Source organism: Bacteroides sp. AM54-2NS, from assembly GCF_003602935.1.
In the GTDB taxonomy this organism is placed as follows: Bacteria; Bacteroidota; Bacteroidia; order Bacteroidales; family Bacteroidaceae; genus Bacteroides; species Bacteroides xylanisolvens.
This window is the reverse complement of the sequence record NZ_QTMZ01000018.1, coordinates 106,460-120,989: the sequence shown is the minus strand read 5'-3', so window position 1 is coordinate 120,989 and position 14,530 is coordinate 106,460. Positions and strand designations below refer to the sequence as shown.

Annotated in this window: 8 protein-coding genes and 1 tRNA gene; 2 read left to right on the top strand and 7 right to left on the bottom strand. The window is 37.4% G+C overall.

Annotated elements, in window-relative coordinates:
- Positions 1 to 330 precede the first annotated feature (330 nt).
- The 4 genes from DXA05_RS13175 to DXA05_RS13160 form a co-directional block, all read right to left on the bottom strand.
- Positions 331 to 404: transfer RNA gene (locus tag DXA05_RS13175), tRNA-Arg, on the bottom strand.
- Between the two features lie 79 nt (positions 405 to 483).
- Positions 484 to 2,784 carry a patatin-like phospholipase family protein gene (locus tag DXA05_RS13170; RefSeq protein WP_008022360.1) on the bottom strand — a complete coding sequence of 767 codons (2,301 nt, stop codon included), beginning with the start codon at positions 2,782 to 2,784 and terminating at the stop codon, positions 484 to 486.
- A gap of 171 nt (positions 2,785 to 2,955) precedes the next feature.
- Positions 2,956 to 5,001: a molecular chaperone HtpG gene (htpG, locus tag DXA05_RS13165; RefSeq protein WP_128859237.1), complete on the bottom strand. Its 2,046-nt coding sequence runs from the start codon at positions 4,999 to 5,001 to the stop codon at positions 2,956 to 2,958.
- Between the two features lie 133 nt (positions 5,002 to 5,134).
- The gene (locus DXA05_RS13160; protein WP_004314507.1) at positions 5,135 to 7,663 is read right to left on the bottom strand and encodes an ATP-dependent Clp protease ATP-binding subunit; all 2,529 of its coding nucleotides are present in this window, start codon (positions 7,661 to 7,663) and stop codon (positions 5,135 to 5,137) included.
- Between the two features lie 354 nt (positions 7,664 to 8,017).
- Between DXA05_RS13160 and gyrA the strand changes: the two genes are divergently transcribed.
- Positions 8,018 to 10,594, top strand: a complete 2,577-nt coding sequence (gene gyrA / locus DXA05_RS13155; RefSeq protein ID WP_128859236.1) for a DNA gyrase subunit A — start codon at positions 8,018 to 8,020, stop codon at positions 10,592 to 10,594.
- 32 nt (positions 10,595 to 10,626) lie between these two features.
- Positions 10,627 to 11,841, top strand: a complete 1,215-nt coding sequence (locus tag DXA05_RS13150; RefSeq protein WP_004314509.1) for a tetratricopeptide repeat protein — start codon at positions 10,627 to 10,629, stop codon at positions 11,839 to 11,841.
- 223 nt (positions 11,842 to 12,064) lie between these two features.
- Here the strand turns inward: DXA05_RS13150 and DXA05_RS13145 are convergent, their stop codons facing one another.
- The 3 genes from DXA05_RS13145 to DXA05_RS13135 form a co-directional block, all read right to left on the bottom strand.
- A complete protein-coding gene (locus tag DXA05_RS13145) occupies positions 12,065 to 13,186 on the bottom strand; it encodes a universal stress protein (RefSeq protein WP_004314373.1) in 1,122 nt (373 codons plus the stop codon).
- Between the two features lie 77 nt (positions 13,187 to 13,263).
- Positions 13,264 to 13,554 carry a hypothetical protein gene (locus tag DXA05_RS13140; RefSeq protein ID WP_004295969.1) on the bottom strand — a complete coding sequence of 97 codons (291 nt, stop codon included), beginning with the start codon at positions 13,552 to 13,554 and terminating at the stop codon, positions 13,264 to 13,266.
- 128 nt (positions 13,555 to 13,682) lie between these two features.
- On the bottom strand, positions 13,683 to 14,516 hold the full coding sequence (locus DXA05_RS13135) for a tetratricopeptide repeat protein (RefSeq protein WP_004314372.1): 834 nt from the start codon (positions 14,514 to 14,516) through the stop codon (positions 13,683 to 13,685).
- Positions 14,517 to 14,530: the final 14 nt, after the last annotated feature.

Here is a 14,530-nt window from a genome sequence, read left to right as displayed (position 1 = left end):
GGAATAGTGGCTTTCTCCTCTAAATAAAGAATAAAGCAAGTATCCTGAGAAACATGATTGACTAGGGTAAAGTAATCAAGGATTCCTGAAGGCAAGAACAAGCTTAAAGAAGCAACAGGATCAATCGTTTGGGAAGAGGATGTTTTCATGATGCAAAAATAAGAATTTTAACGCAATCCCCCAAGGTTTCAGACTGAGCCAAAATAACCTACCACATGTTTCTTTTCTAATATCGAGCCGGGATATAAAATAGCTGAATGGAAAAGGCCGATTTCTTCGATGAAATGGGGGAAAAAATAAAATCCTCCACATAAAATGCAGAGGATTAAGTGATCGCGACAGGATTCAAACCTGTAACCGGCTGATCCGTAGTCAGCTACTCTATTCAGTTGAGCTACGCGACCATTATTTCGTTTTAACGGGTGCAAAGATACGGACTTTTCCCGAACTAGCAAGCTTTTCAACGACTTTTTTTGTAGAAAATTATTCTATGAACCGATAATTGAATAGTTGCCAACCTATACTTAGTCCGACATTCCACTCCCTTTTCGGTGAGCTATAATGATTTACATATGCAGAGATGTCTCCAAAAGGTAATTGACATACAACAGAAATTTCTCCTAAATATTCAAACTTGGAGAAAGCTTTTCCATAATATGCTTTATTCAACGAGTTTTTTTCGATTGGATAAATGGGCATAAAGCCATAAAATTCTCCCCGAAGATGGAACATTTGGTTTAAACGGTAAATAGGCCGAATACCGGCTCCCACAAATTGATTGGCACGAAAGGCTTCGTTGTAGGTCAATTTACTGTGTAGCGTGGGCGAAAACTCTCCAGCCTGCATCATTGTGGCCGTATAGTTCTCGGAAAAGTTTTTAGAGGCATATAATGCCTTCAAATACCACCCTAAAACCCAATGTTCACTCATATTATGATATTTCTCTTTCATGTATGATAATTGCAACCATGAGTGATGGTCTTTATTATTGTTGTTGGTGGTACTTCCTTCGCCCGGGTAGAATCGTTCTTTTCCAACGAAGATCTGGGCAACAAGAGCTTCTCTGTATCCACGTGTGGGGTATTGTTTAGAATTTAGGGTACTTCCATTAAAGCTGATTGATCCACCGAATAAATCATAGCGACTTTTGTCAAATTTGTCATTTCCAAAGTCAATGACGCTTTTCTGAAAATATTTATCTTCTATTTTCGCAATTCCGACCCCAAACTCTGCTCGCTTGCTCGAAAGGAAAGGTAAGCCGACCTGCAATTTTAAGAAACGTTCGTCTTTCTGATTAAAGGCGGGTTTGTTATTTCGCGAGAAAAGTTTGTCTTTCTTGAAATAGTCGAAAGTACTGATTGAGCCTATAAGGCGGTATGAGGTAGGAATGGCAGTGGCGAAGTCAATTTTTGCCATAAACTGCACGTTATTATATACTTTTCCGAGTTGCCCGTCAAGGATAAACTCTTTGGCATAGTAGTTTAAATCCTGATAGCTAAGCCCCAGATAGATCTGATTGGAGTTGGAAGTGGATATATTTCCTCCCAACCGCACAGCAAAATTATTTTCTAATTTCACCTTTAAATGTAGATCGTAGGTGTCGTCTTCCGGATTATAAATTGCATGCGGTATAATTTCGGAAATCATTTTATCAGATAACAATCGGAAATAACCTTGTTTTAAATCCTCATAAGTGAATTCTTTGTTATCTGATTTATGAAATTCTCTTTTAATATATACTTGTTGTTGTGGATTAGCTCCGTCGATGATGATATTTTTAAAGCGTAGCTCCGGAAAATTACTCCGGTATACCATTCTTCTTAAACGTATATTGTCCAGATTTACACGCCGATGGATACGACTTTTGATTGAATCCATCATGCTGATGGTTCGATTATATCCTATATCGTGTAATTCGTCAATGCGTTGAAAATCCATTAGATTGACATTGTCATATTTGAACGTCATTAAAATCCCCATGGAGTCCGGAATGGAATAGTCGGTTTTCTGCATCACCATATTTTCAATTTGACTCATGAGGTCATTTTCTTTGGGTTTAGTGGGATTGGTTGACACGACGCTTCCTATGATGACATCCGGATGAAAATCATCTCTCATGACATCTGTAGGAAAGTTATTATAAATACCTCCGTCATAGGCTAATACATTGTCTATTTCAATAGGTTTAAACATGAATGGGAAGCTCATGGAAGCTCTGACGGCATCTCCTAAATCTCCTTCCTTCATGACTAATTGTTTCTTGTTGTATACATCGGACGCAATGCAACGGAAAGGAACAAAAAGTTTATCAAAATCTCCCTTACAAGCGGCTGTGGCACGTGCATATAGGTCTACAAAAACGAGATTCATTTGAATCGGATTGACAACACTGGTAGGCAGGAATTGAGGTTTCAAACTTTTCAGTGAGTCCTTGAATGAAAAACGAATATTGAAGAATTCGGGAGTGGGAAGATTCTTTTTGAAGTGATATACATATTTCTCTTCCACTTCTCCGGAATACCATCGTTTAAAGTCTTCCGACTTGAGAAGTTCTACCATGTCGTCAGGAGAGTATCCCATGGCATATAAAGAACCGATAATGGCTCCCATAGAAGTGCCTGCAATGTAATCAATAGGAATGTTGTTTTCTTCCAAAGCGCGAATGATACCGATGTGTGTCATCCCTTTGGCGCCACCACCGCTTAATACAAGTCCTACTTTTTGGGCATGGATAGCCGGAATAATCAGCCATAAAGTAATTAACACTAAAAAAATCTTTCTCATAACCCAAATCAAACAATTGAATTTTTTGTCTATTAAGTGTTCAAATATATACAATACTTTTCAATTAATCGATATTTTACCGATCGTTTTAAATTGAAAAAGAGCATTACAACGTGTATTTAACGTTGAATGCTCTTTCTTGAAGTATGTGTAATGTTTAAAGGGGCGATATTAAATCAATTCTATGCTACGTTTTACGAAGTTATTCAAAGCTTCACCTCTTAGCATATTGTTTTGCAATAAGGCCAAATCGATCAGCTGGCGGATAACTTTATTATTGCTTGCGTAGCTGATAAAGATAGCTTCTTTCTTACCTTTCAGATCATCCCACTTCTTATCCAGATTGTTTAGTTCATCTTTTTCTGATGTGGGGATTTCTTCTTCTTTTTTATCCTTTTGCTTGTCTTTCAACTCATTGCGTTGTTTGTTGACATTGTCCATTTCAGAAAGTATCGGAGCTACTTCTGCCTGGCAAGCGCTTTCTTCTTCATTCAATACCTGTTTTATCAACTTATGGTCTGAATTAAGAATTAGATTAAACATATCAGGCATTTCACCATAGAAACTCATTCCGGCCTGAATATTCGCCATTTCTTTCATACGACGCATATATTCGCTTTGAGTAATCATGACTGGAGCTGAATTTTCTCCTAATGCCTGTGTCATGACATTGAATTCAACTTTATCCATTTTAGGCAATTGACTCTTGAAGGCTGTTGTGATTGCATCCTGTTTATTGGCTTCCAACGTTTCACCTTTCTTATCTTCTTTTACAATAAGATTGTCAACAACATCACTGTCTACACGAGTGAAACGGGATTTTTCAAGTTTTTGTTCCAGCATGCTCACCATAGCTACATCCAACTGGCCATCCATGAGCAAAACATTGTATCCTTTGTTGGTGGCAGCTTCAATATAACTGTATTGCTCATCCTTGTTATTTGCATACAGATAAATTAGGTTTCCATCTTTATCTGTCTGATTATCTTTAATAAGGGTCTGGTACTCTTCAAATGTATAATGCTTGTCATTTGTATCGGTGAAAAGGGCAAATTTTTGCGCTTTATCATAGAAATCCTCTTGTGTGAGCATTCCGTAATTGATAAATATTTTTAAATCATTCCACTTCTCCTCAAACTGCTTACGGTCATTCTTGAATATAGACTGTAAACGGTCGGAAACCTTCTTTGTGATATAAGTTGAAATCTTCTTCACGTTCGAGTCGCTTTGCAAATACGAACGGGAAACGTTCAACGGAATATCCGGAGAATCGATTACGCCATGTAACAAAGTCAGGAAGTCCGGCACAATACCTTCAACCGAGTCTGTAACATATACCTGATTGCAATATAACTGAATCTTATTCTTATTTAATTCAATATTGCTCTTTACCTTCGGGAAATAGAGGATACCGGTCAGATGGAATGGATAATCAACATTCAGGTGAATCCAGAATAGTGGTTCATCAGACATTGGATATAGCTTACTATAGAATGATTTGTAATCTTCATCCGAAAGTTCGCTAGGTTTACGTGTCCACAAAGGAGTGGTATCATTGATTATATTATCTTCGGCTGTTTCTACTTGTTTGCCGTCTTTCCATTCTTTCTTTTTCCCAAATGCAATGGGAACAGGAAGGAAGCTGCAATATTTCTTCAGAAGCTCGGAAATACGTGCTTCTTCGAGAAATTCTTTGCAGTCATCATCAATGTATAAGATGATGTCTGATCCACGATCGGCTTTTTCTATTTCTTCAATAGTGAATTCAGGGCTGCCATCACAAGTCCATTTTACGGCTTGTGCACCGTCTCTGTATGATTTAGTGATAATTTCCACTTTCTTTGCAACCATAAAAGCAGAGTAGAAGCCAAGTCCGAAATGTCCGATAATGGCATTTGCGTCATTCTTGTATTTCTCCAGGAAGTCGTTAGCTCCTGAAAAAGCTATTTGATTGATGTACTTTTCAATTTCCTCTGCAGTCAAACCGATACCACGGTCAGAAATAGTAATGGTATCTTTGCCCAATTCAACGTGAACGGTTAAATCACCCAGTTCACCCTTAAATTCGCCAATAGAAGCAAGCGTATTCAGCTTTTGAGTGGCGTCTACTGCATTGGATACTAACTCGCGCAGAAAAATCTCATGGTCACTGTACAAAAACTTTTTAATGATAGGGAAAATGTTCTCTGTTGTAACCCCAATATTACCTTTTTGCATAATACGTATATTTTTTAGTTTATCTATTGATTAATTTTAATTGATGTTTGTTCAGATAGAGACAAAAAAAATGCCAGACCCGAAGGTCTGACATTATGGCATATTATTTTATTTTCTTATTCAGGAAATAATATTATTCCGGAGTGACAACTTTCATCTCCAATTCACCTTTTTCTTCATTGAGAGATACCTGAATAGTATCTCCCTCCTTCAAAGAGGAGGAAATGATGAGCTCGGATAAGCCATCCTCCAGATAAGTTTGAATTGCTCGCTTCAAAGGACGGGCGCCATATTGTACGTCATATCCTTTGCCGGCGATAAATTCTTTCGCCTTATCTTCAATAACAAGCTTGTAACCAATAGATTCTATTCTATCATACAATCCTTTCAGCTCTATGTCTATAATCTTTGTTATTGCTTCCAGAGAAAGCTGGTCAAACGTGATTATCTCATCTACACGATTGATGAATTCGGGCGCGAATGATTTGTTTAGAGCTTTTTGTATTACGCTTCGCGAGAATTCCTTATCATCCAGGCGGCTTTGTGTCGCAAAACCAACGCCACGTCCAAATTCTTTCAGCTGACGGGTTCCTATATTGGAAGTCATGATAATAACAGTATTTTTGAAATCTACCATTCTGCCATAACTGTCAGTCAGACGACCTTCATCCATAACCTGAAGCAAGATGTTGAACACATCCGGATGTGCTTTTTCTATCTCATCAAGCAATACAATCGAGTATGGTTTACGGCGCACTTTTTCTGTCAGCTGACCACCTTCTTCATATCCTACGTATCCCGGAGGTGCTCCAACCAGGCGTGAAACAGTGAACTTTTCCATATATTCACTCATATCTATACGAATCAGTGCATCAGCAGAACCAAACATGTATTTGGCTAACTCTTTTGCTAAGTGAGTTTTACCAACTCCTGTCGGGCCTAAGAACATAAATGTGCCAATTGGCTTATTAGGATCTTTTAGCCCTACACGGCTTCGCAAAATAGCTTTAACCAGTTTTTCTATTGCTGTATCTTGTGCGATGACTTTAGCCTGCAAATCTTCTTTCATACCTGCGAGCTTGATACCTTCAGCTTGTGCCATCCGTTGTACCGGAATGCCTGACATCATTGAGATGACATTGGCAATTTCTTCTGCATCAACAGTTTGCCTGTTTTCCTTCAGATTGGCTTCCCATTCTTTTTTCATCTCATCCAATTGGACAGAAAGCTCTTTTTCTTTATCACGGAAGCTGGCTGCAAGTTCGAAATTCTGCGATTTCACAGCTTCGTTTTTCTTGCTTTTGGCTTCTTCGATCAGTTTTTCTTGTTCTTCTATCTCTTTGGGCACATTGACATTGGTAAGATGTACACGTGAACCGGCTTCGTCTAAAGCGTCAATAGCTTTATCAGGGAAATTACGATCTGTGATATAGCGGTCTGTCAGCTTGACACATGCTTCCAATGCTTCATCCGTATAATACACATTGTGGTGGTCTTCATATTTATCCTTGATATTACGCAAAATCTGCAAAGTTTCGGCAGCGGTAGTCGGTTCTACTATTACTTTTTGGAAACGACGTTCCAAAGCGCCATCTTTCTCAATGTTCTTACGATATTCATCAAGAGTGGTAGCACCGATACATTGTATTTCTCCTCTTGCCAATGCCGGTTTTAGCATATTGGCAGCATCCATAGAACCTGCCGCAGAGCCTGCGCCTACAATCGTGTGGATTTCATCAATGAATAATATTACATTCGGATTTTTCTGTAATTCATTGAGAATGGAACGAATACGTTCCTCAAATTGTCCACGATATTTGGTTCCTGCTACAACAGCAGTCATATCAAGAGCAACCACTCGTTTATCAAACAGAATCCGCGAAACCTTTTTCTGAATGATTCTTAATGCAAGACCTTCAACAATCGCTGATTTTCCTACACCAGGCTCACCAATCAAAATCGGATTATTCTTTTTGCGGCGGCTTAAGATCTGCGCTAAACGTTCGATTTCTCTCTCTCTGCCGACAACAGGATCCAAGCGTCCTTCTTCTGCCGCTTTTGTCATGTCAGTACCGAAATTGTCAAGTACCGGCGTGTCATTAGACGGCTTTTTTGAAGCGGTTTGTGCCTGTTGGCGTTCGTCCGAACCACCTCTGCCGGAACGGGGAGAGGACATTTCTTCGTCATCATCATCGTCTTCCGTGAAACCCATACCAGAGTTTATATCTGGCTGCAATGTAGCTTGCTCCAGTACTTTCACATAATTTATATCGTTTGCTTCAAGTACAGAAGCGGCCATATTGTTTTTTTCTCTTAAAATAGCCAATAATACATGTTCTGTATCAGCGATGTTACTTTTCATTCCACGAGCTTCTAAAATACACATTTTTAATATCTTTGCCGCATCATTAGATAACGGTACCTCTGCATCAGGCAATAACATATCATCAGCTTCTGCCTTCAGTTGAGCTTCAATCTGTTGCTTTATTGCAGCTAGATTGGTGTTGAGTTTAGACAATATCTCGATAGCTTTTCCTTCACCGTCACGAAGGATTCCCAGAAGCAGGTGCTCAGGGCCTATATACCTACTTCTCAACCGATTCGCTTCTTCCTTACTATAGACGATAATGTCGGAAACTCTTTGTGAGAATTGATTATTCATACTTTTCCTTTTCTTCTAAGGGTTATTCACTGGCAAATATACGCATTAATCAAGTTTGTATTGCAATATTTGCTTTATTTCTTATATCTACAAATGGCGTGCCATAAAAACGGTGTATTTGCATTATATATATAAGGTATAACAAATATCCAGCTCTTTTTTACCAATGTTATCTATCTTTCCATATTATATTTATCGTTTTTATCTTTTTATTTTCGAATTTTAAAGTTTAATGAATTGTCGTCCCGGTCATGCTAAAACTTTCTTTCTAAAAACTTTCGTATATCGCGGAAAAGTAGTACTTTAGCGTGGTTTTTCACAAACCGTAGAATGTATAATTAATAATCATTTTAAATGCTTGAACAAGACAGAATTATAAAGATTAACATCGAGGAGGAAATGAAGTCATCGTACATTGACTACTCCATGTCGGTCATCGTTTCACGTGCCCTTCCGGATGTTAGAGATGGATTTAAGCCTGTTCACCGTAGAATTTTATACGGAATGATGGAATTGGGCAATACTTCAGACAAACCTTATAAGAAATCAGCCAGAATCGTGGGTGAGGTACTCGGTAAGTACCATCCTCATGGAGATTCTTCTGTTTATTTTGCAATGGTGCGTATGGCTCAGGAATGGGCAATGCGTTATCCTTTGGTAGATGGACAGGGGAACTTTGGTTCTGTAGACGGTGATAGCCCTGCTGCTATGCGTTATACAGAAGCTCGTCTTAATAAGTTGGGTGAAGCAATGATGGATGACCTGTATAAGGAAACCGTCGATTTTGAGCCTAACTTTGATAATACGTTGGTAGAACCTAAAGTTATGCCGACACGTATCCCAAATCTTCTGGTGAACGGAGCATCCGGTATCGCTGTAGGTATGGCTACCAATATGCCTCCTCATAATCTTTCGGAAGTAATTGAAGCATGTGAAGCATATATTGATAATCCGAAAATTACAGTAGAGGAACTGATGGAATTTGTCAAAGCACCAGATTTTCCTACTGGTGGGTTTATATATGGTGTGAGTGGTGTACGCGAGGCATATTTGACTGGACGAGGACGTGTAATTATGCGTGCGAAAGCCGAAATCGAAAGCGGACAGACACATGATAAGATCGTAATAACCGAGATTCCTTATAATGTAAATAAGGCCGAACTGATTAAGTATATAGCTGATCTTGTAAATGATAAGAAAATAGAAGGTATCTCAAATGCCAACGATGAGTCTGACCGTGACGGTATGCGCATTGTTATTGACATCAAACGTGATGCAAATGCAAGTGTAGTGTTGAACAAACTCTATAAAATGACAGCTTTGCAGACATCTTTTGGCGTAAACAATGTTGCTTTGGTTCATGGACGTCCAAAAACGTTGAATCTGAGAGATTTAATTAAATATTTCATCGAACATAGACACGAAGTTGTTATTCGTCGTACTCAGTTCGATCTTCGTAAAGCGAAAGAACGTGCGCACATTCTTGAAGGTTTGATTATCGCTTCGGATAATATTGATGAAGTAATTCGTATCATTCGTGCAGCAAAAACTCCTAATGACGCTATAGCAGGCTTGATTGAGCGATTCAACCTGACAGAAATTCAGTCTCGCGCAATAGTAGAAATGCGTTTGCGTCAATTGACAGGTCTGATGCAGGATCAGCTTCATGCGGAATACGAAGAAATAATGAAGCAGATAGCTTATTTGGAAAGTATTTTGGCTGATGATGAAGTATGCCGTCAGGTAATGAAAGATGAATTGTTGGAAGTTAAAACGAAATATGGAGATGAACGTCGTTCTGAAATCGTTTATTCTTCAGAAGAGTTCAATCCGGAAGACTTCTATGCAGATGATCAGATGATTATTACAATTTCTCATATGGGTTATATCAAACGTACTCCGTTGACTGAATTCCGTGCACAAAATCGTGGTGGTGTAGGTTCGAAAGGTACGGAGACCCGTGATGAAGACTTTGTAGAACATATTTATCCTGCTACCATGCACAATACGATGATGTTCTTTACACAAAAAGGCAAGTGCTATTGGCTGAAAGTATATGAAATACCTGAGGGAACGAAGAATTCTAAGGGACGTGCTATTCAGAATTTGTTGAATATTGACTCGGACGATAATGTAACTGCATACTTGCGTGTGAAGAGTTTGGAAGATTCTGAGTTTATTAATAGCCATTATGTATTGTTCTGTACTAAGAAAGGTGTAATAAAGAAGACATTACTTGAACAGTATTCTCGTCCTCGTCAGAATGGTGTAAATGCTATAACTATCCGCGAAGATGATAGCGTAATTGAAGTTCGTATGACGAATGGAAATAATGAAATCATCATTGCAAACCGCAATGGACGTGCAATTCGTTTCCATGAAGCAGCAGTTCGTGTAATGGGACGTACAGCAACAGGTGTACGTGGCATTACGTTGGATAATGATGGTCAGGATGAAGTAGTAGGAATGATTTGTATCAAAGATTTGGAGACAGAATCTGTAATGGTAGTTTCCGAACAAGGATATGGTAAACGTTCTGAAATAGAAGACTATCGTAAGACAAACCGTGGCGGTAAGGGTGTGAAGACCATGAATATTACCGAAAAAACAGGTAAGTTGGTAACAATCAAGTCAGTAACCGATGAAAATGACTTGATGATTATCAATAAGTCTGGTATCACTATTCGTTTGAAAGTGGCTGATGTTCGTATTATGGGTCGTGCTACTCAAGGTGTCCGTCTGATAAATCTAGAAAAACGTAACGACCAGATTGGTTCGGTATGTAAGGTTATGACAGAAAGTCTTGAAGATGAAATTCCGGCAGAAGAAGCAGAAGGAACAATTGTGAGTGATCCAAATGCTGATGCTCCTGATATTGATGATGCAGCAGACGTAAATGAAAACGAAAGCAACAACGAAATCGAGGAATAGACATAATATTAATAATTAATCAAACAACAATCATGAAAAGAGTATTATTTTCGATGGTTTTATTGATGGCTGTTAGCTTCTCATTCGCACAGATGAAAAATGTGAAAGAAGCAAAGAGTATGGCTAATGACGTAAAACCTAATTTTAAGCAGGCTGAGCAGCTTATTAAAGAAGCTATGAAGAATCCTGAAACGAAGGATCTTGCTGACACATGGGACGTTGCTGGATTTATTCAGAGACGTATCAACGAAGAGCAAATGAAAAATGCTTTTTTGAAAAAACCGTATGATACATTGAAAGTGTATAATAGCATTCTGAAAATGTATGAGTACTATACTAAGTGTGATGAATTAGCGGAAATACCTAATGAAAAGGGGAAAGTTAAAAACAAATACCGGAAAGCAAATGCTTCAAGTATGTTGGCTGAACGTCCTAATTTGATTAATGGTGGTATTCAGTATTTTAACTTGGATAAGAATAAAGAAGCCTTGAAATTCTTTGCAACATATGTTGAATCAGCTTCTTACCCAATGTTAGCTGATAAAGAATTGGCTAAGAATGATACTCTTATCCCACAAATTGCATATTATGCTACATTGGCTGCTGATAGGGTAGGTGATAAAGATGCAATTATTAAGTATGCCCCAATGGCTTTATCTGATAAGGACGGAGGTAAATTTGCAATGCAATTGATGGCTGATGCTTATAAAGCTAAAGGTGATACTGTTGCTTGGATTAAATCTTTGGAAGAGGGTATCCTAAAGTTCCCTGGAAATGATTATTTCTTTGCTAATTTGGTTGATTATTATAATAGCTCTAATCAAGCCTCAAAAGCTATGGAGTTTGCTGATAGAATGTTATCTAATGATCCGAATAATAAGTTGTATTTGTATGTAAAAGCATATCTTTATCATAATATGAAAGAATATGATAATGCAATTGAATACTACAAGAAAGCTATTGCGGCTGATCCGGAATATGCAGAAGCATACTCAAATGTGGGTTTGGTATATTTGATGAAAGCACAGGATTATGCTGATAAAGCAACAACAGATATCAATGATCCTAAATATGCTGAAGCACAGGCTGTAGTTAAGAAATTCTACGAAGAAGCTAAACCATTCTATGAAAAAGCTAGAGCTTTGAAACCTGATCAACAAGATTTATGGTTACAAGGTCTTTATAGAGTTTACTATAACTTGAATATGGGACCTGAATTTGAAGAAATTGATAAGCTTATGAAGTAATCGTTTTCAGGAAAATTATAAGTCTTGAAAAAGGAAGGAAGGTTGCTAGAAATAGTAACCTTCTTTTTTATAATCCAGATAATCAAAAAATACATTTGAGGGAATATGCATTTTTTAATTGATGTAAATTAAAAAAGAGCAATGTTATTATATTGCCCCTTTTTAATTAAACATAATATTGATTATTCACCAATCATAAATGCCCATTTTTTGCTTGATCTGATCAGCTGTTAATAACAAGTAATGGTGTATCAGAATGAAAAATCATTTTTCTAGCAATACTTGGATTAAATAACCGAGCAAATATATTCCTTTTGTAAGAAGTCAAAGTGATTATATCTATTTGATTATCTTTGATATACTGATCAAGTCCTTTTAACAAATTATCGTTCATTACTACATCATAATGAATTTCAAGCCCTGGATATTGCTTGTGAAAATATTCTTTTATGCCTGCTAGTTTTATTTCATTCCAGGTATCTTTGGAATCAGTAAGATGTATTAAAGATACAGAAAAATGGAATGATTTCCAAGTATTAAAGAATGCTTCGAAAGCAATTAAATCTCTTTGATCAAAATTGGTAATAAAGGCGATCCGTTTTACTTCACTAAACTGTTTAAATGGTGTGTTTTCGGGAATGGCCAGTACAGCTGTGCGGCTTCTATCAATAACTTCAGCAGTTACACTGCCAATCAAATCGATATCTTTCTGATTCTTTCCCCGAGTCCCCATGATGATAACCATAGGACGCTGTTCCTTAGCATATCTTAAGATTTCTTCTTCTGGAATACCTTCACGTAAGATACAGCTATATTTAATATTGGGAAAATCACCCGATGTGACTTTTTCTTTTATCTTTTCTGATAAGGCATTGAGGTCAGAATGAACTTTCTGAATAATCGTTTTTACGGATTCTTCATCTCCAATTTGGTAATTGAAAACATCTCCATATGGTAATGATGAAGCATATATAGGCGTAAAATAGACGTGCAACAAAATGACTTCAGCATTTTCTGTTTTTGCTAGGTTAAATGCAAATTCACACGCTTTCATCGAATAATTAGAGAAGTCGACGGGAATTAAAATCTTATTTGACTTATTTTCTGTTTTGGGCTCCTTCTCTCCCACTATACTTTCAGACAGCCATGTAGAACTTTCTGTTATTTTCAAAGCACGTGGCAGATCGCTTTCCTTTATGCGTAAACGCACCCCCGAAGAAACAACCGGTTGTATTTGATTTACGTTGTGAATGTATGTTTCTATACCTTCATTTTCCAAGACATTCTTTAAGATCTGCGCTTTGGTGTATGTCAGAATGGCTAGGGTTACTAATTTGTCTTCCATAAATGCACATTTTATAAGGTGAAAACAAATAAGAAATCCCAATTGTTTGATTCAATTGGGATTCAGTTTGTTATATTTTAAACTTGCACAGATTCGGTAGCCTGTTCTTTTTGCATACTCATATTCAATTCATCTAGGATTTTTAAAGCCCGATCAAGAACGGTCGTATCATCCAACATTACAAGCCCACCATCTGGACCGGGCTCAAGATGTATTCCGACACTTTTTCCCTCCTTGAAATTGTGTCCTCCGAAAAAGTTTCGCACTGTATCTACGTGCAAACCAAGTTCGTCTGCTATTCTATGCATGCTACCGCTAGGCAATGAATCTTTAATTTTACGAAGTTCATTAAACGTTATTGTTCTCATGTCTCATAAATTTAATGGTTAATACTATGTGATTTTTTTATCACGCTATAAACTTAAGCAAAAAAAAAGATAAAACAAATTATTTGCTTATCTTTTTTTCTTGAATTTATAAAATCTATTAATGACCTTTATATTACTTCAATAGCGGAAGCTGGTACCCATCCTACTTTTCCATCTTCCAACCGAATTTCTTTCCATTCTTTCATAGAGTTGTCCTTGACGTTTACTTTTCTCCCTTCATGCAGAATAAACAAACTGGTACCACTCTCGCTTGGAGTACTTCGAACTGTTACACTTGGGTTCATTACTATAGCTTCATTTCGATTGACTAAATGTTCTTTTTGTTGTGAAGCAAAAAGATTAGAGCAAATGGTGACAATCAGAAAAACAATTCCTAATATGAAGCCTACTTTCTTTAACACAATCTGTTTAGAGAATATAAAAAAGTAAAGAGCTATAATCAATAGAATAAAGGATACAATACCCCATGTGGCCCATGCATCTACACTCATGCTATTTGTCAGAGATTTGATCCATGAAACAAAGAACACTTCAGGAACAGGCTCAACTTTGTCTATTGTCTTTGCGCGTGCCACTTCAAGATTAGCACGTATATCGCCATTTCCAGGTTGCAATAACAAGGCACGCTCATAATTTAAAACAGCTTTCGCTATCTCTCCTATTTTATAATAACTATTTCCCAGATTGTAATAAACGTCAGCAGCTTCTCCATTTTTTAATAATGCTTCATATATTTGAATAGCTGCTGCATAATCTTCTTTTATATATGCGGAATCGCCTTCAGCTTTTGTGGCATCTTCCAGTGTGTTACTGGAAAATGTGGTGTGTGAAGCGTGGATAGAATCAGCTCCATTGGTTTGTTTAGAATCAATGTTTAACGAATCTTGTGCAAAACAAGTAAGTGACATTGATAATAATATAAAAAATAATATCTTTTTCATGACACAATCTCTTC